Annotated in this window: 20 protein-coding genes; 10 read left to right on the top strand and 10 right to left on the bottom strand. The window is 64.3% G+C overall.

Annotated elements, in window-relative coordinates:
* The first annotated feature begins 3 nt into the window (after positions 1-3).
* The gene (locus IG197_RS18805) at positions 4-1,728 is read left to right on the top strand and encodes a metallophosphoesterase (RefSeq protein ID WP_192314147.1); all 1,725 of its coding nucleotides are present in this window, start codon (positions 4-6) and stop codon (positions 1,726-1,728) included.
* Here IG197_RS18805 and IG197_RS18810 read toward each other — a convergent pair.
* The gene (locus IG197_RS18810) at positions 1,686-2,741 is read right to left on the bottom strand and encodes a substrate-binding domain-containing protein (RefSeq protein WP_192314150.1); all 1,056 of its coding nucleotides are present in this window, start codon (positions 2,739-2,741) and stop codon (positions 1,686-1,688) included. The genes IG197_RS18805 and IG197_RS18810 overlap by 43 nt on opposite strands.
* 135 nt (positions 2,742-2,876) lie before the next feature.
* Complete coding sequence (locus IG197_RS18815; protein ID WP_192314152.1) at positions 2,877-3,368, bottom strand: NUDIX hydrolase; 492 nt, start codon at positions 3,366-3,368, stop codon at positions 2,877-2,879.
* Between the two features lie 196 nt (positions 3,369-3,564).
* Here IG197_RS18815 and IG197_RS18820 point away from each other — a divergent pair, with 196 nt between their 5' ends.
* From IG197_RS18820 to IG197_RS18830, 3 genes are read left to right on the top strand one after another with little or no spacing between them, the layout of a single operon-like run.
* Positions 3,565-4,590, top strand: coding sequence for an ABC transporter substrate-binding protein (locus IG197_RS18820; RefSeq protein ID WP_192314155.1), 1,026 nt, complete (start codon positions 3,565-3,567; stop codon positions 4,588-4,590).
* Between the two features lie 3 nt (positions 4,591-4,593).
* Positions 4,594-6,849: an iron ABC transporter permease gene (locus tag IG197_RS18825; RefSeq protein WP_192314158.1), complete on the top strand. Its 2,256-nt coding sequence runs from the start codon at positions 4,594-4,596 to the stop codon at positions 6,847-6,849.
* A complete protein-coding gene (locus IG197_RS18830; protein ID WP_185910313.1) occupies positions 6,849-7,919 on the top strand; it encodes an ABC transporter ATP-binding protein in 1,071 nt (356 codons plus the stop codon). The genes IG197_RS18825 and IG197_RS18830 overlap by 1 nt, the downstream gene beginning before the upstream one ends.
* Before the next feature lie 94 nt (positions 7,920-8,013).
* Here the strand turns inward: IG197_RS18830 and IG197_RS18835 are convergent, their stop codons facing one another.
* The 8 genes from IG197_RS18835 to IG197_RS18870 all read right to left on the bottom strand — a co-directional run bounded on the left by IG197_RS18835 (position 8,014) and on the right by IG197_RS18870 (position 15,342).
* Positions 8,014-8,451 carry a YqaA family protein gene (locus IG197_RS18835; protein WP_192314161.1) on the bottom strand — a complete coding sequence of 146 codons (438 nt, stop codon included), beginning with the start codon at positions 8,449-8,451 and terminating at the stop codon, positions 8,014-8,016.
* A 10-nt stretch (positions 8,452-8,461) separates the two neighbouring features.
* A complete protein-coding gene (gene cueR, locus IG197_RS18840) occupies positions 8,462-8,857 on the bottom strand; it encodes a Cu(I)-responsive transcriptional regulator (RefSeq protein WP_154385653.1) in 396 nt (131 codons plus the stop codon).
* A 166-nt stretch (positions 8,858-9,023) separates the two neighbouring features.
* The gene (locus IG197_RS18845; protein ID WP_192314164.1) at positions 9,024-10,586 is read right to left on the bottom strand and encodes a multicopper oxidase family protein; all 1,563 of its coding nucleotides are present in this window, start codon (positions 10,584-10,586) and stop codon (positions 9,024-9,026) included.
* 73 nt (positions 10,587-10,659) lie between these two features.
* Positions 10,660-11,094, bottom strand: coding sequence for a hypothetical protein (locus tag IG197_RS18850; protein WP_192314167.1), 435 nt, complete (start codon positions 11,092-11,094; stop codon positions 10,660-10,662).
* A gap of 41 nt (positions 11,095-11,135) precedes the next feature.
* Positions 11,136-12,149: a 2Fe-2S iron-sulfur cluster-binding protein gene (locus IG197_RS18855; protein ID WP_192314170.1), complete on the bottom strand. Its 1,014-nt coding sequence runs from the start codon at positions 12,147-12,149 to the stop codon at positions 11,136-11,138.
* A 2-nt stretch (positions 12,150-12,151) separates the two neighbouring features.
* Positions 12,152-12,415, bottom strand: coding sequence for a glutaredoxin domain-containing protein (locus IG197_RS18860; protein ID WP_192314172.1), 264 nt, complete (start codon positions 12,413-12,415; stop codon positions 12,152-12,154).
* Positions 12,416-12,524: 109 nt separating this feature from the next.
* Positions 12,525-15,047, bottom strand: a complete 2,523-nt coding sequence (locus IG197_RS18865) for a heavy metal translocating P-type ATPase (protein WP_192314174.1) — start codon at positions 15,045-15,047, stop codon at positions 12,525-12,527.
* Positions 15,048-15,063: 16 nt separating this feature from the next.
* Positions 15,064-15,342, bottom strand: coding sequence for a hypothetical protein (locus IG197_RS18870; RefSeq protein ID WP_192314177.1), 279 nt, complete (start codon positions 15,340-15,342; stop codon positions 15,064-15,066).
* On the opposite strand from IG197_RS18870, the gene IG197_RS18875 reads away from it, so the two are divergent.
* The 6 genes from IG197_RS18875 (at position 15,317) to IG197_RS18900 (ending at position 20,267) form a co-directional block, all read left to right on the top strand.
* Positions 15,317-15,514 (top strand): heavy-metal-associated domain-containing protein, encoded by a 198-nt coding sequence (locus IG197_RS18875; RefSeq protein WP_067957421.1) that lies wholly within the window; start codon positions 15,317-15,319, stop codon positions 15,512-15,514. The two genes, IG197_RS18870 and IG197_RS18875, sit on opposite strands and share 26 nt — an antisense overlap.
* 238 nt (positions 15,515-15,752) lie before the next feature.
* Positions 15,753-16,598 (top strand): cytochrome c oxidase subunit II, encoded by an 846-nt coding sequence (locus IG197_RS18880; protein WP_192314180.1) that lies wholly within the window; start codon positions 15,753-15,755, stop codon positions 16,596-16,598.
* A 70-nt stretch (positions 16,599-16,668) separates the two neighbouring features.
* Complete coding sequence (gene ctaD, locus IG197_RS18885) at positions 16,669-18,441, top strand: cytochrome c oxidase subunit I (RefSeq protein WP_154385645.1); 1,773 nt, start codon at positions 16,669-16,671, stop codon at positions 18,439-18,441.
* Positions 18,438-19,142: a cytochrome c oxidase subunit 3 gene (locus IG197_RS18890; protein ID WP_192314183.1), complete on the top strand. Its 705-nt coding sequence runs from the start codon at positions 18,438-18,440 to the stop codon at positions 19,140-19,142. The genes ctaD and IG197_RS18890 overlap by 4 nt, the downstream gene beginning before the upstream one ends.
* A gap of 12 nt (positions 19,143-19,154) precedes the next feature.
* Complete coding sequence (locus tag IG197_RS18895; protein WP_154385643.1) at positions 19,155-19,877, top strand: heme-copper oxidase subunit III family protein; 723 nt, start codon at positions 19,155-19,157, stop codon at positions 19,875-19,877.
* Between the two features lie 9 nt (positions 19,878-19,886).
* Positions 19,887-20,267, top strand: a complete 381-nt coding sequence (locus IG197_RS18900) for a cytochrome C oxidase subunit IV family protein (protein WP_154385642.1) — start codon at positions 19,887-19,889, stop codon at positions 20,265-20,267.
* Positions 20,268-20,309: the final 42 nt, after the last annotated feature.

The following is a 20,309-nucleotide window of genomic DNA, read 5'->3' on the forward strand; positions in this document are numbered from 1 at the left end:
GAAATGAAGATTGCCGTCATCGCCGACCCGCATTTCCACGACATCAACTACCGGCAAGGTGTGGGCGTCGGCGAAGGTGCTGCGATCCGGACACTTGCCGATACGGCGGCGTCGACCCGCGTCTTCAACGAGAGCTATCACGCGACCCGTGCCCTGCTCGACGACATCGTACGAAGGGACATCTCGCTTGTCGTCGTCGCCGGCGACCTGACCGACGACGGCCAGCAATCGACGATGGCAGCGGCGACCGCGCTTCTCGACGACTACTCCAGGCGCTTCGGCCTGCGCTTTGTCGCGACGCCGGGCAATCACGATCTCTATGCCATCCATGGCCGGCACCAGAGCAAGCGTTTCCTCAATGCCGACGGTTCGCACACGCTGGTGACAAGCGATCCGGCGATGGCGCAGGGCGGATCCGTCGAGCGCATCGTCTCGGATGAGATGTATTGCGGCGGCTATGGTTCGGCCATTCCGGTGCTGGGCGCCTACGGCTTTTTCAGGCGCGACGGCGACCTGCATTGGGAGTGCCCGTTCGGGACCGACGACAGGTTGGAGGCACGGACCTTCGAGATCGTTTCCGCCGACGGGCAGACCATCAGGCGGATGATCGATGCCTCATTCCTGGTCGAGCCCGTCGAAGGCCTTTGGCTGCTGTCGATCGACGCCAATGTGTTCGAGCCACACAATGGCGACCTCGATCCGGCGTTGGAGAAGAGCTATCACGACAGCACCGATGCCGGCTGGAATTCGATGCTGCGCAACAAGGGTTTCGTCTTCGACTGGATGACCGATGTCACGGCCCGAGCCAAGGGGTCGGGCAAGCGGCTGATCGCCTTTTCGCACTACCCGATCATCGATCCGCTCAACGGCACCTCGGCCGACGAGGCCAGGCTGCTCAACGACACCAGCTTCCTGCGTCGCACGCCCAATCCCGAGGTGTCCAGGGTCGCGGCGGCGACCGGCATCAAGCTGCATTTCAGCGGTCATCTGCATATCAACGACACCGCGGTGTTCCGCGACGGCGACGATTTCCTCGTCAACATCGCCGTGCCGTCGATTGTCGGCTTTCCGCCTGCCTACAAGATTGTCGAGTTTGACGGCGAGCGCTTGGATGTCGAGACCATCACCATCGCCGATGTGCCGGATTATGACGCGGCGTTTGCGCATTACCGCATCGAGGCGGCAAGGGACGGCGTCTCGGCTGCCGTCACCGAAGCGGACAGCCATGCCGACTTACTCAGCCGGCACCTCACTGAAATGGTGCGCCACCGCTACCTGCCCAAGGAGTGGCCGCAGGATCTGGCGCGTCTGGTACCGAAGCTGACACTTGGCGACCTCGATGCCTTCGCGGCGATGTCGCAGCCGCTGTCTGTCGAGGATGCCGGCGCCATCGTCGGGCGCGCGCAATATGCGTCAGGGACGATGGCCGCGCTGCCGCTGTTCGAGGTGATCGTCGACTGGTACCGGCTGCGCAAGGGCAGGGAGATCGCGCTCGACTTCATCGATCCGGCGCGCATCGCTGCCTATCGCCTGACAGCGCAGCGATACGCCGCTGGCTCATGGCCGCGGGGCAGCCTGCAGGATCGTTTCGGCTCGTTCCTGCGCATGATGATCGACTGGCTCGACAGCCAGCCGTCGCGCGACTTTTCCGTCGACCTCGCCACCGGCGAGGTCGATCGCAACGATCACTTGGGCCGCACGGTCCGGCGCCAGACCGGAGCTGCGTGAAAGCAGACGCGGCCGCCACTCACGGCGCCATGGCCGTTGATCACGTCCGGGCCGTTGTTAACGTCCGGATTGTCGCTGTCGAGCAAGGTCGTGATGTGCTCGGCGATCTGGGCGATCGGCTGGCGGAAGGTCGTCAGCTGATAGGATGCCCAGCTCGCCTGTTCGATGTCGTCGAAGCCGACGACACAGAGATCGGCCGGCACGTTCATGCCGAATTCGACGCGCGCCGCATCCATGAAGCCGCAGGCCAGCAGGTCGGTGACGCAGAAAGCGGCGTCGGGCCGTTCCGAGCCGCTGAGCAGCAGCCGTCCGGCCTCGAAGCCAGCACCATAGCCCGTCGGGCCGGCGCGTGTGATGGAGACGGCGAGGCCGGCCTCGCGCGCTGCCTCTTCGAAGCCGCGCTCGCGGGCCACCAAGCTGGGTGTGCCGGCCTGCGAGGAAACGACCGCGATGCGGCGGCAGCCGGCACGGTGCAGCATGTGGAAGGCTTCGCGGGCGGCGACCGTGTTGTCGACGGTGATGCTTTCGGGACCGTCGAGATGGTCGTCGCGGTTGATCAGGATGACGTGCTGGCCGCTGTTGATGCAGGTGTTGATCAGCGACGCCGGCGGCGTGCCAGACAAGACCACTGTGGCATTGGCGCGGTAGTTGAGCGTCTGGCGCAGTGCTGCCTCGACGCTGTCGCTGTCGCCCGACGTGTTGATGACCATGGCGACGCGGTTGATCGCCTGCAGGCGCCGCGTGATCGCGTCGAGCAGGCGCGAATGGTAGGGCGTGTTGATGTCGGCGCCGATCAGGCAGACGATGCCGCTGTCTTCGTGGATCAGGCTGCGGGCGAGATGGTTGACGTGGTAGCCGAGCTGTTCGGCTGCTTCGAGCACCTTCTTGCGGGTCGCCTCCGAAACGCTGGCGCCGTCGGTGAAGGTGCGCGACACCGCCGAGCGCGACACGCCAGCCAGTTCAGCGACCTGCTGTGCGCTGACGAATGACCTGCCCGGCTTCATTTCGGACATTGCACAGCTCCAGTTTGGCCACGCGGTGAACCGCTTCGCAAGAGTTGCACAAATGTGCAACGTACTGTCCCTGATACAATCGGATTGTCGCGCCTGCAATCCTGCAGCTGCAATCTTGCAGTGTCCGGCCGTGGCCTAGGATGCGGCGTCAGCCATGGCCTCGACAGCCGGCATGAGGTCGGCAGAGGACAGGCTGCGCATCAGGGTGGCAAGCTCGGGTTCGTCGATCAGCACGGCGGCATCGGCGGGCGAGAGCCAGGCACGCTGGCGGGCGCCGGCTTCCTGCCAGGCATCGAGTTCCTCGCTGACCTCGATAAGATAGGCCGTGACCACGACGTGGACGAAGCTGGTCGACAGCCGCTTCCAGTAGCAATAGCTGCCTGCGGGCTTTTTCAGGGCTTTGCCGCGCACGCCGGCCTCTTCGCGGGCCTCGATCAGCGCGGCCTGGCGCCCGCTCTTGCCCTTCATCGGCCAGCCTTTGGGGACGATGAAACGGCGCGTGCCGCGCGACGTCACAAGCATGACCTGAAGCTCGCCGCCCTCGTTCACGCGGAACGGGATGGCAGCGACCTGGGCAATGCGCTCGCCCTTGCTCGCCTTGCGGATGGTCTTCTTGTCCTTCGGCATTTTCGCCCGTTCATTCCTTTGTCGGTATGAAGCACTGTCGGCTTCGATTGTATCACCTCGGCCCGTTAGGGTTCATGACGCTCAAGATAGTGCAATGAACACGATTGCAAAATGCGTAAAAAGCACTCACTCTGCAAGTGACCAAAGCGACAACAGATCGTTAGACGGCGAATAATTGTGTGGAGGGAATCGAAATATGAAAACTGCCCTTTTGCGTTCGGCCGCGCTGGCCGGGTTGATGATGGCCGGCGGCGCGTCGGCGCATGCTGAAAGCCTGACGCTCTATTGCAGCGCCGACGAGGCCTGGTGCCAGCAGATCAAGACCGGCTTCGAGGAAAAGACCGGCATCACAGTCGATATGACCCGCAAGAGCTCGGGCGAGACCTATGCCCAGGTGCGCGCCGAAGCGAGCAACCCCAAGGGCGACGTGTGGTGGGGCGGCACCGGCGACCCGCATCTGCAGGCAGCCGAGGAAAACCTGACCGAGGAATATGTCTCGCCGATGCGCGGCGAGTTGCACGACTGGGCGATCAAGCAGGCCGAGGCGGCCGGCAACAAGACGATCGGCGTCTACTCCGGCGCGCTTGGCTTCGGTTACAACAAGGACCTGCTGGCCAAGAACGGCTTGCCTGAGCCGAAGTGCTGGGCCGATCTGACCAAGCCCGAATATAAGGGCCAGATCCAGATCGCCAACCCGAATTCGTCGGGCACCGCCTACACGACGCTGGCGACGATGGTGCAGCTGATGGGCGAGGATAAGGGCTTCGAATACATGAAAGCCCTGCACAAGAACGTCAACCAGTACACCAAGTCGGGCTCGGCGCCGATCAAGGCCGCCGGCCTCGGCGAGACCACCGTCGGCATCGTGTTCATGCATGATGCGGTGGCGCAGACGGCCGCTGGCTTCCCGATCGTGACGGTCGCCCCCTGCGAGGGCACCGGCTACGAGATCGGCTCGATGTCGATCATCAAGGGCGCGCGTAATGCCGAGGCGGCCAAGAAGTTCTACGACTGGGCGCTGTCGGCGGAGATGCAGGGCAAGGCCAAGGACGTCAAGTCGTTCCAGCTGCCGTCGAACAAGGCGGCGACCGTGTCCGAGCTGACGCCTGATCTCTCGACGATCAAGCTGATCGACTACGACTTCAAGAAGTACGGCTCCAGCGAGGAGCGCAAGCGGCTGCTTGGCAAATGGGACACGGAGGTCTCCTCGCTGCCGCAATAATCCATGCGCTCCCGCGACGTAAGCGGCCGCCTGCATCCGACCGTCGTCCTGTGGACGGTGGTCGGATTGCTCGGCTTTGCCGTGCTGCCCTGGTATGGCGTCGAAGACGGGTTCTTCGGCTTGTCCTGGCTGTTTGAGGGTTATCCGCTCGACAGCGAGTTCGCACCGGCCCTGGTGCTCAATCTCAAGGGCGAAAAGCTGTGGCTCGCGCCGCTCGGCATGTTGTTGGCCGCGCCGTTGCTGCTGTGGGGGCGGAGAAAGTCCGACCCGCTGTTTGGCAAGCTGCTCGTTGCGATCGGTGCGGCGGGCTTTGTCTGGCTGCTGTTCCAGGGCTTCGCCATCGGCCTGCGCGGCTGGCAGTTCGGCTGGCTGCAAGGCCTGTTCGGCGAGCTCGGCGACCGCCAGTTCGGCATGGGCTATGGCGCGCTTCTGGTCGGCCTCGCCTTCCTGTTCCTGTTTTCCGTCGGTCTTGCCGCGCGCGGGGCCGTCGGCGGCGACGTCTTCGTCGTCTCGACAATCGCTTTCGTGGTGGCGGCGGTCGGCCTTTTCATCTTCATGCCGATTCTGCAGATGCTGGCCAATGCGCTGGTCACCGAGGACGGCGGCTATTCGGTCACCACCTTCCTCGGCAAGCTGTTCAGTCCGCGGCTTTGGAGCCTCGGCTGCCTGGCCGGCGGCAGCCGCTGCGGCGTCGCCTGGAACTCGCTGTTCCTCGCGGTGCTCGTCGGGGTGCTGACGACGGTGCTCGGCCTCGTCTTTGCGCTGATGGTGACCCGCACCGGCTTCCGCCATGGCAAGCTGCTGCGCGCACTGACGGTGCTGCCGATCATCACGCCGCCCTTCGTCATCGGCCTCGCCATCATCCTGCTCTTCGGCCTATCCGGTGCTGTCACGCAGACCTTTTCGGAGCTGTTTGGCATCCAGCCGACGCGCTGGATCTATGGCCTGCCGGGCCTGTTGATCGCGCAGCTGCTCGCCTTCACACCGATCGCCTTCCTGGTGCTGATCGGCGTCGTCGAAGGCGTCAGCCCGTCAATGGAGGAGGCGGCACAGACGCTGCGCGCCAATCGCTGGCAGACTTTCTGGACGGTGTCGCTGCCGCTGATGCGACCGGGCCTCGCCAATGCCTTCCTGCTCGGCTTCATCGAGAGCATGGCCGACTTCGGCAACCCGCTTGTGCTGGGCGGCAATTTCGACGTGCTGTCGACGGAAATCTTCTTCGCCATCGTCGGCGCGCAGAATGACGAGGCGCAGGCAGCGGTGCTCGCCATCGTCCTGCTCGTCTTCACGCTGCTTGCCTTTTACGCCCAGCGTTTCTGGCTCGGCAAGAAGTCGTATACGACGATGTCCGGCAAGGGCGATGCTGGCGTTCATCCGCAGCTGCCCACGGGCCTCAAGCGCGCCGTCTACGCCACGGCTGGCTTCTGGGTCGCCTTCACCATCTTTGTTTATGCGACGATCTTCTACGGCAGCTTCGTCAAGCTCTGGGGCGTCGACCACAGCCTGACCCTGGCTCATTATGTGAAGGCATTTGCGGTGGGCTGGAACGAGTTCGGCATCCACTGGAAGGGCTCGGCCTGGAGCTCGTTCTGGACGACTTTGCAGATCGCCTTGATCTCGTCGCCGCTGACGGCGGCCATCGGCCTGCTCACCGCCTATCTTCTGGTGCGGCAGAATTTTGCCGGCAAGAACGCTTTCGAGTTCGGCACCATGCTGTCCTTTGCCATTCCGGGCACCGTCATCGGTGTGAGCTATGTCATCGCCTTCAACGTGCCGCCGATCGAGCTGACCGGGACCGGCATCATCCTCGTTCTGTCCTTCATCTTCCGCAACATGCCGGTCGGCGTGCGGGCAGGGGTGGCGTCGATGTCGCAGATCGACAAGAGCCTGGACGAGTCGTCGCTGACGCTGGGCGCCAATTCGTGGCAGACGTTCCGCAAGGTGGTGCTGCCGCTGCTCCGGCCGGCGATCGTCGCAGCACTCGTCTATTCCTTCGTGCGCGCCATGACGGCGATCAGCGCCATCATCTTCCTGGTCAGCGCCCGCTACGACATGTCGACGAGCTACATCGTCGGCCGTGTCGAGAACAACGAGTACGGTATCGCGATCGCCTATTCGGCGGTGCTGATCGGCGTCATGCTGGCGGTGGTCGGGCTGATGCAGCTGCTTGTCGGTCGCCGCAACATCGGTCGCCGTGGCCATGAACTCTCGCAGTCGCGGACCAATGTGAGCCAACCGGCATTTTCGGGAGGGAGCTGATGATCAAGAGCAACGCCGCTTCGGTGGAGTTTCGCGCGGTCACCAAGGTCTACGGCAAGAGCCCGGCGCCGGCGGTCAACGACGTGTCTTTGTTTGTCGAGGCAGGCAAACTGGTGACGCTGCTCGGCCCGTCCGGCTGCGGCAAGACGACGACTTTGCGCATGATCGCGGGGCTGGAAATGGCGACGCGCGGACAAATCCTTATCGGCGGGACCGACGTTACGCATCTGCCGGCGACCGACCGCGACGTGTCGATGGTGTTCCAGTCCTATGCACTGTTTCCGCATATGACGGTCAATGAGAACGTCGAGTACGGGCTGAAATTCTCCGGCTTCGCCAAGCGGGAAATCGGCGATCGTGCCCGCGCCGGGCTCGAACTCGTCGGCCTCGGGGGGTATGGCAACCGTCTGCCGAGCGAGCTGTCCGGCGGCCAGCAGCAGCGCGTCGCCGTGGCGCGGGCGCTTGTGCTGGAGCCGCAGGTGCTGCTGTTCGACGAGCCACTGTCCAATCTTGATGCCAAGCTCAGGCGCCGGGTACGCGAGGAAATCCGCGACATCCAGACCAAGCTCGGCCTGACGGTAGTCTACGTCACCCATGACCAGGAGGAGGCCTTGGCCGTCTCCGACCGCATCATCGTCATGAACAATGCCGTCATTGCCCAGGACGGCACGCCGCGCGAACTGTATGACGCGCCGGCGGATGCCTTCGTCGCCGACTTCATCGGCGAGGCCAATATCTTCGATTGCGATATCGCCTCGGTAGAAGGTGAGCTTGCCACTGTGCGGCTAGGCGGTTTCGAAACGCAGCTCGACGCGCGCGGCATGCGGCCGGGGCCGGCGAAGCTGGCGGTGCGGCCAAGCCGGATCCAGATCCGGGCGGTGGGCGCGCCGAGCACCATTCCCGGGAGGCTCGATAAGGTGACCTATGTCGGCTCCGACCTCGAGTTCATGATCGGCACCGAGTTCGGCGAGGTCTTTGCCGTGTCGCCCGACGTCGATGCGCCGTTCGTGCCGGGGCAGGACGTTGGCGTGGGGTTCGCCGCACGGGGACCGGTGTTGATCAGGGCCTGAGGTTGCCTGTTGCACCGAAGCGCTTCGCTTGAACACAGTTGCCATGCCGTGACCAAGACGCTTGCCTCAGGAGACCAGTCCAGACGGGTTGGTCTCAGATGAAACTCTGCGCTGCCGCCGCCACTGCGAGGTAGCGCAGCAGCTTGGCGGCCCCGACCAACCCCAGAAAACTCCACAACGGCTCTTTCAGCGTGCCGGCGATCAAGGTCAGCGGGTCGCCGATGATCGGCACCCAGGAGAGCAGCAGCGACCAGCGGCCGTAGCGGTGGTACCAGGCCTCGGCGCGGGCGAGAGCGGCTGGACTGGCGGGAAACCAGCGGCGGTCCTTGAAGCGCTCGACCTGGCGGCCGAGCAACCAGTTGACGAGCGAACCGAGCACGTTGCCGAGGGTGGCGACGGCGATCAGCAGGGCGAGCGAGTAGCCGCCATTGACGACCAGCCCGGCGAGCAGGGCTTCGGACTGGGCGGGCAAAAGCGTCGCGGCGGCGAAGGCCGCGACGAAGAGGCCGCCATAGGCGGCGAGGCTGGTCATCGAAAGCCGGCTACTGGGTGACGCGGCCGGACAGGCCGTCGATGATCGGGCAGTCCGGGCGGCTGTCGCCATGGCAGTTATGCACGAGGTGGCGCAGCGTGTTGCGCAGCTCGGTCAGCTCGGCGAGCTTGCGGTCGATCTCGGTAAGCTTGGTCTCGGCAAGGGCCTTGACGTCAGCACTTTCGCGCTCCTTGTCGCCATAAAGCGACAACAGCTGGCGGCATTCCTCGACCGAAAAGCCGAGGCTGCGCGAGCGCTGCAGGAAACGCAGGCGGTGCACGTCCGACATCGAATAATCACGATAGCCGTTGTCGGCGCGGTCGGGGCGCAACAGGCCGATGTCCTCGTAATAGCGGATGGTCTTGGCCGGCAGGCCCGACTTTTCCGAAGCGGTACCAATGTTCATCTGTCACTCCTTGCGCATCCTGGAGCGGCCTTGTGCGTCCATCCGGATGCACGGCGCTCGAGAGCGAGTTGTTGTCATATAAAGCTTCCAGTAACTGGAAGTTCAAGGGGCTGGCGAAATCGTGATGGGCCGGGGCAACTGATGCCGCCCCGACCCACTTTCAGGCTCAGTCGGCGTAGGCCATCGACGTCATCATGCCGCCAACCATGTGGTAGAGATGGTGGCAATGCAGCGCCCATTTGCCGGCATTGTCGGCGTCGAAGGCGATGGTCACCATACCCATGTTGGCCGGCACCAGCACCGTGTCACGCACCGCGCCGGCAAAACGCTTGCCGTTGACGGCGACCACCTGGAAATGGTGGCCGTGCAGATGCATCGGATGCGACATCGTGGTGTGGTTCATGAAGGTCAGCTCGAAACGGTCGCCGCTCGCCACCGCCAGCGGCTTGTCCTGGCCGTGCATGGCGCCATCTAGCGTCCAGACATAGTTGGGGCCTTCGCCGAGCATCATCGTGTGCTTGCGAGTTGCTGCCTTCTCGGACAGCGGCTTGGTGGCACGCAGCCTTTGCTCAAGGTTGACGCCCACGGCGGGGAAATCCTCGTCGGCCATGTCGGCAAGCTTGCCGACCGACGCGCCCTTGGCGGCGAGCACGACACCGGTGCGCATGCGGCCACCTTCCTGCACGGCGAAGACCGGCCAGGCAGAGGCTTCCTTCGGCAGTTCGAGCAGGATGTCGAGTCGCTGGGCGACGGCGAACTCGAAGCGCGTGCCTTCAACCGGTTCGACCGGCATGCCGTCGACCGCAAAGAGTTTGCCCTGGAGCTTGCCGAGGTCGAGCCACATGTTGGTCGAGGCGGCGCCGTTGATGAGGCGCAGCCTGACACGTCCGCCTGGCTCGACGGAAAATATCTCTGGGTTGTCGAGGGTGCGATCGTTGGCCAGAAGCGCGTCGTACTGCACGTCCTGCAGGTGGGACATGCCGCCCATCTGGCCGCCCATCTGGCCGGCCGCCCGGCCACTCATCTGCATGGCGCCCATCGCGCCATGGTCCATCGTGTCGTGGCTTGTCTGGCCGCTGGGCATCGCCGTGACGGACATGTTGTGGCCCTCGTGGCCGCCGCCGGCTGCCGGCGCGGGTGTGGGAGCGGGCGCCATGGCGCTCATGTCGTGGCCGCCCGCCTTGAGTTCGGCGAGGATCTCCTGCGGGTGGCGGAAGGTGAAGTCGTGGAACAGAACCACCACCTCCTGCACGTCCTGGCCTGCTTCGTCAGGGTCGCGAACGATCAGCGGAGCTGCGAGCATCAACTGCTCCTGAAGACCGAAATGTGAATGCATCCAGAAGGTGCCAGCGCGGGCGAGGGGGAAGTCGTAGTCGTGGCTGCCGCCGTCGGGGATCGGCTCCTGCGAAATGCCGGCAACACCGTCCTGCCGCCATGGTGGGGTGAGGCCGTGCCAGTGGATGGCGGTCGGCTCGCCGATGAGGTTCTTCAACCGGACGCGGAAGTTTTCGCCGGCATTCATGACGATGCCGGAAGAGCCGTCGGCTTGATGAAGGCCGAAGACATTGGCGGCCTTGCCCTTGACCTCGATGACGCGCTTGCCGGCGGTGATGACCTTGTGGCCGTCGGCACGGGCCGGGCGGACCGGCATGAGCAGGGACGGGACTGCGGCAGCAGAAAGCGTTGCCGCTGATGCCGCGAGGAAGCCGCGGCGCGAAAGGGTGTTCATTTCATAGTCTCCAGAACTGATGTCTCCCGGCACGAAGCGGGCCGGGGCTTGCACGTCGAAACGCGCCGGCAGTTCAGGAGAGGGACGGCGGTCTGAGATGCGGCGAGGCGATCGCGCCGTGGAGCGGCTCGGTCTTCGCGGGCGCTGGCGAGATGGCTGTCAGGTCGGGAAAGGCTGTCGGCAGCGGCAGCGGTGCGCAATAGCTGCACGAGGCGAGACACTGCGCCAGGCAAGCCTTCTCGTCCTGCGAGACGTCGCCGCAGCAGGCAATGTCAGCCTTGGCGTGATGCGATACGGTCTGGACGGCATGCGGCTGATGCTGGCTGCCGCCCTGATGCGCGGAAGCTGCCTGGCCGAGCGCAAGGAAGAACAGCAGCGCCAGCGGCAGCATCAGGCGCAGGATCTTGAACGCCTTGGCCCTGCCGTCGTCCATGACGGCAATGCGCGCGCCAATCTGCCCGCGCCGGTTGGCGAGGAAAGGACGGGTCGTGTCTGCGACGTGCCGCATGGATTGCATATCCTATTAATGGGGATTGCACCCCTGCAAGGTCAAGCGCCGTTGTTGTCGCTGCCCTCGGGGGTGAAGAAGGCGTCGGCGTGAATGTCGAAGGCATGCACCCCAAGCGCGCCAAGTGCCGCCAAACAGGAATCGACCATCGCAGGCGGTCCGGCGACATAGGCCTTGGCGCCGGTGAGGTCGCTGTGGTCCTGTGCCAGCGCATCGGCGATGAAGCCGCTACGCCAGCCATCGGATGCGGTCTGGGAAAGCACCGGCATGAAGCTGAGGTTGCGAAACTGTCTTTCCAGCGCGCGGAAATGCTCGACCAGATAGAGGTCACGCTCGGCGCGGACGCCGAAATAGACATGGATCGGCTGAGCCATGCCCTGATGCAGCGCCGTCTCGACGATCGACTTGATCGGCGCAAGGCCGCTGCCGCCGGCAAGGGCGACGATCGGGCCTGAATGCACCTCGCGGAGATAGGCGGAACCGGCCGGGCCATCTATCTGGACAGTGTCGCCCGCAACAAGCGAAGCGTGAATCCGGCCGCTGGTCAGGCCGCCCGGCACGGCCCTGACATGCAGCTCGACAAGCTCCTCGTTCGGCCGGCTGGCCATCGAATAGTTGCGCGCCGGTGCACCCGGCACTGCCAGCGACAGATATTGGCCGGCGGCGAAGCGGAAGCTTGTACGATCGGCGAGCGCGAGGCGGATCGAAAGGATGTCGTGCGTCATGCGCTCGATGGCGACCACCTCGGCCTGCTGTGCCTCTGTCGGCTGAGGAGCGAAGGCCTCGACCAGCCATTCGACGACGACGTCGTCGCTCGGCACTGCACGGCAGGCAAGGATGAAGCCGTCGGCGCGGTCCTGTTCGGAGAGCGCGAAGGGCGAGTGTTTGCCGAGCTCGACATGACCTGAGACCAGGCGCGACTTGCAGGCGCCGCAGCGGCCGGAACGGCAGCTGTGGGGGTAGGCGATGCCGGCATCGAGCGCTGCCTGCAGGATCGTCTTGCTATCGCCGACGGCAATGCGGCGGCCCTGTTGGGGAAGGGTCAGGAAGGTCATTGTCAGGCCGCCCGTGTCAGGTCGAGCAGTGCCTCGATCTCGGCGCGCTGGGTCGGGAAGGTGCCATAGAAGACATGCTTGCCGTCGATGATGGTGATGGGGGCGACGCGCACGCCGGTGCGGCGCTTGGCTTCGTCGGCGATTGCAGGATCGCGCAGGTCGCGCTCGACGAAGGGCAGTTGCTCAGCATTCAACCAGCGCTTCAGTGCCAGGCAATCGGGGCAGGTCGGCGTGGTGTAGATCTCGATCCAGGGAGCGTTCGGCATGGCGGCCTCGCGTGATGAAGATTGGGGAGGAGCGGCCTGCCTCATTGCGCGAGCGTGCCGTCCGGAACGTTCCGGTTGCATGCGCCGCCAAGCAGGCCGCTGGACTGACTTATTCGGCCGGGACCAGCGACGGTGCGCCGGATACGGTGGTAGCACGGGCCGGAGCCTTGAAGCGCTTCAGCCGCATCGCGTTGCCCAGCACGAAGACGCTCGACATTGCCATCGCGCCCGCCGCCAGCATCGGCGACAGAAGCGTGCCGCTGACCGGGTAGAGCACGCCCGCCGCGACCGGGATGAGAGCGGCGTTGTAGGCGAAGGCCCAGAACAGGTTCTGCCTGATGTTGGCAATCGTCGCCTTCGACAGGGCGATGGCGTTGGTCACGCCGAGCAAGTCGCCCGACATCAGCACCACGTCGGCGCTTTCGATCGCAACGTCGGTGCCGGTGCCGATGGCGATGCCGACATCGGCCTCGGCAAGCGCCGGCGCATCGTTGATGCCGTCGCCGACAAAGGTCACTGCCCGGCCACCGGCACGCAGGCGCTTGACGGCGTCGACCTTGCCGTCGGGCAGAACCTCGGCGACGACCTCGTCGATGCCGAGCTGGGCGGCGATGGCTTCGGCCGTGCGACGGTTGTCGCCGGTGATCATCGCCACCTTCAAGCCCAAGTCGTGCAGGGCGCGGATCGCCTGCGGCGTCGTCGGTTTGATCGGGTCGGAGACCGCAATCACCGCAGCCAGCTTGCCGTCGACCGCCGCATAGAGCGGGGTCTTGGCCTTGAGCCCCATGCGGATCGCCGTCTCGGCGAAGCCCTGCACCGAGATGCCGAGCTTGGCCATGTAGCGGTCGGCGCCGACGGCGACGTGGTGGGTGCCGACGCTGGCGCTGACGCCGAAGCCGGGCACCGCCTCGAAGGAACCGACCTCGGCCAGAACAAGGCCTTCATCCTTGGCCGCTGCGACGATGGCTGCCGCAACCGGATGCTCCGACTGGGACTCGACGGCTGCCACCAGCGCCAGCACCTTGGTGCGGTTGAAACCTTGGGCGACGTCCAGATCGGTCATGACAGGCTTGCCGGCGGTCAGTGTACCGGTCTTGTCGAGCGCGACGACCTCGGTCGATTTCAGTGACTGCAGCGCCTCGCCGTTGCGGAACAGGACGCCGAGTTCGGCGGCGCGGCCGGTGCCGACCATGATCGAGGTCGGCGTGGCGAGACCCATGGCACAGGGGCAGGCGATGATCAGGACTGCAACGGCGTTGACCAGCGCGAAGGTGGCGGCCGGCTGGGGGCCGAAGACCAGCCAGACGAGGAACGTCGCAGCCGCTGCCACCATCACGGCAGGCACGAACCAGGCGGTGACCTTGTCGACCATTGCCTGGATCGGCAGCTTCGAGCCCTGGGCCGTTTCGACCATGCGGATGATCTGGGCCAGCAGCGTGTCGGCACCGACCTTGGTGGCGCGGTAGGTGAAGCTACCGGTCTTGTTGATCGTGCCGCCGACGACCTCCGCACCCTCGCCCTTGCTGACGGGAATGGGTTCGCCCGAAATCATCGATTCGTCGACGAAGGACGAGCCTGAAAGCACGATGCCGTCGACCGGAACCTTGTCGCCGGGACGCACCTGGACGACGTCGCCGAAGACAACCTCATCGAGCGGGACGTCGACGAAGCTGCCGTTGCGCTCGATACGCGCCGACTTCGCCTGGAGGCCCACAAGCCGCTTGATCGCCTCGGAGGTGCGGCCCTTGGCCTTGGCCTCGAGCACGCGACCGAGCAGGATCAGCGTGACGATGACGGCCGACGCTTCGTAATAGACGTTGGCGGTGCCGGCCGGCAGCAGGCCCGATGCAAAGGTGGCGACGACCGAATAGGCCCAAGCGGCGGTGGAGCCGAGCACGACCAGCGAATTCATGTCGGGTGCCAAGCGCAGCAGTGCCGGCACACCCTTCCTGTAGAAGCGTAGGCCGGGACCGAACTGGACGATGGTCGCCAGCACGAAGAAGGCGATGTAGAGCTGCTGCTGGGGGACGTTCATCATCAACCAGTGGTGCAGCGCCGGGATGGCATGCCGGCCCATCTCCAGCACGAAGATCGGCAGGGTGAGGGTGGCGGCGACGGCGAAGTCGCGCTTGAGGTGGGAGAACTCGCGATTGCGCGCCTCTTCGCGGCTGTCGCTGCTGGCGGCCGCGAGCGACGCGCCGGTCCGGCGCGGCTCGTAGCCGGCCTTGCGGATGGCGGCGTCGATGGCCGAGCGGGTGGTGCCGCCCAGCGTCTCGATGGTGGCGCGTTCGGTGGCAAGATTGACTGAAGCCGTCGTCACGCCGGGCACTGCGGCGATGGCCTTTTCGACCCGACGCACGCAGGAGGCACAGGTCATGCCCTCGATCTCGACTTCGATCGTCGCGGCCGGCACGTCGTAGCCGGCATTGCGAATCGCGGCGATGACGCCGTCGGAATTGACGTCGGCGTCGAAGCTCACATCGGCGCTTTCGGTGGCGAGGTTGACCGATGCCGTGACGACGCCGGGGACAGCCGCAATCGCCTTCTCGACGCGGCGCACGCAGGACGCGCAGGTCATGCCCTCGATCGGGAAGCTTTGTCTTGTCGTTGCCAGGTTCAAGGGAGCGTTCATCGGTGCGGACCTCTAGTTAATCACTTTCGGCCCAGAGGTCTAAGGGTTCCAGCGTTGGGAAGGTCAATAGAACTTTTGCGATTGTCGTCGATTTTGTCAACATGCTGAAATACTGAGCTTTCCCGATGGAGAGTGCCGGGTCTTCCGGGTTTTCGCGCAATCCCAAGCTGGTAACATATCCGTGATCGACAAATCGATTGACCTTCCTGTAGCTGGAAACACCAGATTGCAGGAACGGCGCGATGCCGGCCCAACCAAGGATTTCTTGAATGCTGAAGATGAATGTTCCCGACATGACCTGCGGTCATTGCGCCGGCATGGTGACCAAGGCCGTGCAGAGCGTGGACGCTGCCGCCCGCATCGACATCGACCTGAAGGCGCAAACCGTCTCGATCGAAACCGCAGCGGATGCCGCCAAGGTAGCCCAGGCGCTCGACGCCGCCGGCTATCCGGCCCAGGCTGTCTGAAGCCTGCCTTCCGGAAGGGCGGCGCGACCGGGGGCGGTGCGCCGCCCGCTTGGTTTGACTTCGCCTTCGACAGCATAAACCTTGCCGCGCAAGAGTTTCCGCAGCCACAAGTGGCCGCGCGAACATGACGCAACCTGCAACCGCCCTCATCCCCTAGTATTTCCGCGCCAAATCAAGCTATGATGCGGCTGGCCTTCCTCAAGGGACAGCGTCCCCTGGAATGCCGGGAGGACAGAGGATGGCCATAGCGCTCGTACTCGTTCTTGTTGTCATTGGCTCGGTGCTGTTCCACGTGCTGAGCCCTTGGTGGTGGACGCCGATAGCCTCCAACTGGGGCTACATCGACAGCACTCTTGTTGCGACCTTCTGGATCACCGGCGCCGTCTTCTCGGCGGTCGTTCTGTTCATGGCCTATTGCGTCTATCGCTTCCGCCACAAGGAAGGGCAGAAGGCCGCCTACGAGCCTGAAAGCAAGAAGCTCGAATCCTGGCTGACAGCGATCACTGCCATTGGCGTGGCGGCGATGTTGGCGCCTGGTCTCTATGTCTGGAAGCAATTCGTCACCGTGCCCAAGGATGCGACCGAGGTCGAGGTCGTTGCCCAGCAATGGCAGTGGAGCTTCCGGCTGCCCGGCGCCGACGGCAAGCTCGGCACCTCCAATGCCCGCCTTGTCAGCTCCGACAATCCGCTCGGCATCAATCCCGACGACCCGAACGGCCAGGACGACGTCGTGGTCGAGGCCGCCGACCTGCATCTGCCGATCGACAAGCCAGTCAAGATGCTGTTGCGCTCTATCGACGTGCTGCATGATTTCTACGTGCCCGAGTTCCGCGCCAAGATGGATATGGTGCCGGGCATGGTCACCTATTTCTGGTTTACCCCGACACGGACGGGAACCTTCGAGGTGCTGTGCGCGGAACTCTGCGGCACCGGGCACGGCTTCATGCGCGGCATAGTCATGGTCGACACCGCGCAGGACTACACGACATGGCTGCAGCAGCAGTCGACCTTTGCCCAGTTGAGCGGTCCCGCCAAGGTTGGCGTGCTGGTCGACCGGGGCAAAGTCACGGCCAGCATGGAATAGGAGACACGGCGCGACCGCTCGAAGGCGGCCTCACCGCGAAAGCAGAGGCATAGAGCAACAGGGTGCACGCATGGTCGATGTCACGCCGCATGGAGCAGACCTCATCCCGCCGGCCGAAGTGGGCGAGATGGAGCTCTACCATCCGCACAGCTGGTGGACGAAGTACGTCTTCTCGCAGGACGCCAAGGTCATTGCGATCCAGTATTCGGGTACGGCACTGGCCATCGGGCTCGTCGCGCTGGTGCTGTCCTGGCTGATGCGGCTGCAGCTCGGTTTTCCCGGCACCTTCGATTTCATCACGCCCGAGGCATATTATCAGTTCATGACCATGCACGGCATGATCATGGTCATCTACCTGCTAACCGCGCTGTTCCTCGGCGGCTTCGGCAACTACCTGATCCCACTGATGGTCGGCGCCAGGGACATGGTGTTTCCCTACGTCAACATGCTGAGTTACTGGATCTACCTCCTCGCCGTGCTGGTGCTGGTGGCAAGCTTCTTTGCGCCCGGCGGGCCGACCGGCGCCGGCTGGACGCTCTACCCGCCGCAGGCGATCTTGTCTGGCACGCCGGGGGGCACGGGGCCGGGCATCATCCTGATGCTGGTGTCTTTGATCCTGTTCATCATCGGCTTCACCATGGGTGGCCTCAACTATGTCGTGACCGTGCTGCAGGCGCGGACGCGCGGCATGACACTGATGCGGCTGCCGTTGACGGTGTGGGGCATCTTCACGGCGACCGTCATGGCGCTGCTGGCTTTTCCTGCGCTGTTCGTCGCCTGCGTGATGATGTTGTTCGACCGCGCCATCGGCTCGAGCTTCTTCATGCCGGCGATCGTCGAGATGGGCGAGCAGTCGCCGCACAATGGCGGCAGCCCGATCATGTTCCAGCACCTGTTCTGGTTCTTCGGCCACCCCGAGGTCTACATCGTGGCGCTGCCGGCCTTCGGCATCGTTTCCGACCTGATCAGCACGCACGCCCGCAAGAACATCTTCGGCTACCGCATGATGGTGTGGGCCATCGTCGGTATCGGCGCACTCAGCTTCGTGGTCTGGGCGCACCATATGTATGTCTCGGGCATGCACCCCTATTTCGGCTTCTTCTTCGCCACCACGACGCTGATCATCGCGGTGCCGACGGCGATCAAGGTCTACAACTGGGTGCTGACATTGTGGCGCGGCGACATCCACCTGACCATTCCGATGCTGTTTGCGCTCGCCTTCATCGTCACCTTCGTCAATGGCGGGCTGACCGGCCTGTTCCTCGGCAACGTCGTCGTCGACGTGCCGTTGTCGGACACCATGTTCGTGGTTGCCCACTTCCATATGGTGATGGGCGTGGCGCCGATCCTCGTGGTCTTCGGCGCGATCTATCACTGGTATCCCAAGATATCAGGCCGGATGCTCAACGAGTTCATGGGCCGGTTCCATTTCTGGGTCACCTTCATCGGCGCCTATCTGATCTTCTTTCCGATGCATTATGTCGGGCTGGTCGGCGTTCCCCGGCGTTATCCCGAGCTCGGCGACACCGCCTTCATCCCGCCGTCGGTTCACACGCTGAACGAGTTCATCACGGTTGCGGCACTCACCGTCGGCTTCGCCCAGCTGGTGTTCCTGTTCAACCTGTTCTGGAGCATCCGCCACGGCAAGGAGGCGGGTGACAATCCATGGCGGGCGACGACGCTGGAATGGCAGACCGCCGGCACGCCGCCGCCGCACGGCAATTTCGGCAAGGAGCTGCCGGTCGTCTATCGCTGGGCATATGACTACAGCGTGCCCGGCGCGCCCGAGGACTTCATCGCGCAGAACGACCCGCGCCCGGTGACGCAAGGCGGGCATGCATGAGCGCCATCCTGATCTTCCTGGGCATGGTCACCGCGATTGCCGGCTGGTGGCTGGCGCGGCAGCGGCTGATGTCGAAGCCTTGGCTCGAGGTCGGTCCGATCGACGGCTTTCCCGAGACGGAAGCGCCGGTCATGCATCCGGCGAAGATCGGGCTCGGGGTCTTCCTCGCTGTCGTCGGCGCGATTTTCGCGCTTTTGATCAGCGCCTATTTCATGCGCATGGCCTATGCCGACTGGCAAGCGACGCCGATGCCGTGGCTTTTGTGGCTCAACACCGGCATGCTGGTGCTGGCGAGCGTGGCGTTGCAATGCGCGGTGGTAGCCGCGCACAAGGGCCAGCTCGACAATCTCAAGCTTGCGCTGCTGACCGGAGCGCTGGCGTCGGTGGCATTTCTGGGCGGCCAGCTGCTGGCATGGCGCAATCTTGCCGCTGGCGGCTACTACGCCGCCGACAACCCGGCTGTCAGTTTCTTCTACCTGATCACCGCGATGCATGGCCTGCACATCATCGGCGGGCTCTTCGTACTTGGCCGGGCGAATATCAGGGCATGGCGCGGCGACAGGCTTGCGCGGCTCGTGCTGACGACAGAGCTGTGCGCCATGTACTGGCACGCGCTGCTCGTCGTCTGGCTGGTGCTGTTTGCCGTACTGATGGGCTGGGCGGCCGATTTCATCGACATCTGCCGCAGATTGCTGAGCTAGGAGGACACGCCGATGGCCGAGACCTCGCTGGGACATGTCGACCACACCGCGCCGCGGCCACCGGGCCTGCGCGGCTTCATCGCCGACTGGTCGTCGGACCAGCGCGCCTTCAAGGGCGTGTCCTGGGGGAAGGCGATGATGTGGATCTTCCTGCTCAGCGACACCTTCATTTTCGGCTGCTTCCTGTTGTCCTACATGACGGCGCGCATGTCGACGGTCGTGCCGTGGCCGAACCCGAGCGAGGTCTTCGCCCTGCATCTGTTCGGCCAGAACATCCCGCTGATCCTGATCGCGATCATGACCTTCGTGCTGATCTCGTCGTCCGGCACGATGGCGATGGCGGTCAATTTCGGCTACCGCCGCGACCGCAGGAAGACGGCGGTCCTGATGCTATTGACCGCGCTACTTGGCGCCACCTTCGTCGGCATGCAGGCCTTCGAGTGGACGAAGCTGATCAGCGAGGGCGTGCGGCCATGGGAGAACCCGTGGGGTGCGGCACAGTTCGGCTCGACCTTCTTCATGATCACCGGCTTCCACGGCACCCACGTGACGATCGGCGTGATCTTCCTGCTGATCGTCGCGCGCAAGGTCTGGCGCGGCGATTACGAGACCGGCGAGCGGGGGTTCTTCACCAGCCGGCGCGGCCAGTATGAGAGCGTCGAGATCATGGGGCTCTACTGGCACTTCGTCGATCTGGTGTGGGTGTTCATTTTCGCGTTCTTCTATCTTTGGTGAGGTGAAGCGATGGCACAGGCAGAGGCGCAGGATCACGGGCTGCACGGACATGCGGCTCCCGCTCCGGCAATGGCGCATGCCGAAGGACAACAGCACCCGATCAAGCTCTATCTGGTGGTCTGGGGCTGGCTGTTCATCCTCAGCGCCTGCTCTTACGCGGTCGATTATTTCGCCCTTCAGGGCATGCTGAGATGGAGCCTGATCCTGATCTTCATGATGCTGAAGGCGGGACTGATCGTTGCCGTGTTCATGCATATGGCCTGGGAGCGGCTTGCGCTGAGCTACGCCATCATCGTGCCGCCGCTGGTGATCCTGGTGTTCGTCGCAATCATGGTGATCGAATCCCGCTACACCGAAATCACCCGCGTGCTGTCCTTCGGCGCGGGATAGGCCACGTCCACCAGCCGCCCTTCCTTGCCGCGGCAGTTGCAA

Source organism: Aminobacter sp. SR38, assembly GCF_014843375.1.
In the GTDB taxonomy this organism is placed as follows: Bacteria; Pseudomonadota; Alphaproteobacteria; order Rhizobiales; family Rhizobiaceae; genus Aminobacter; species Aminobacter ciceronei.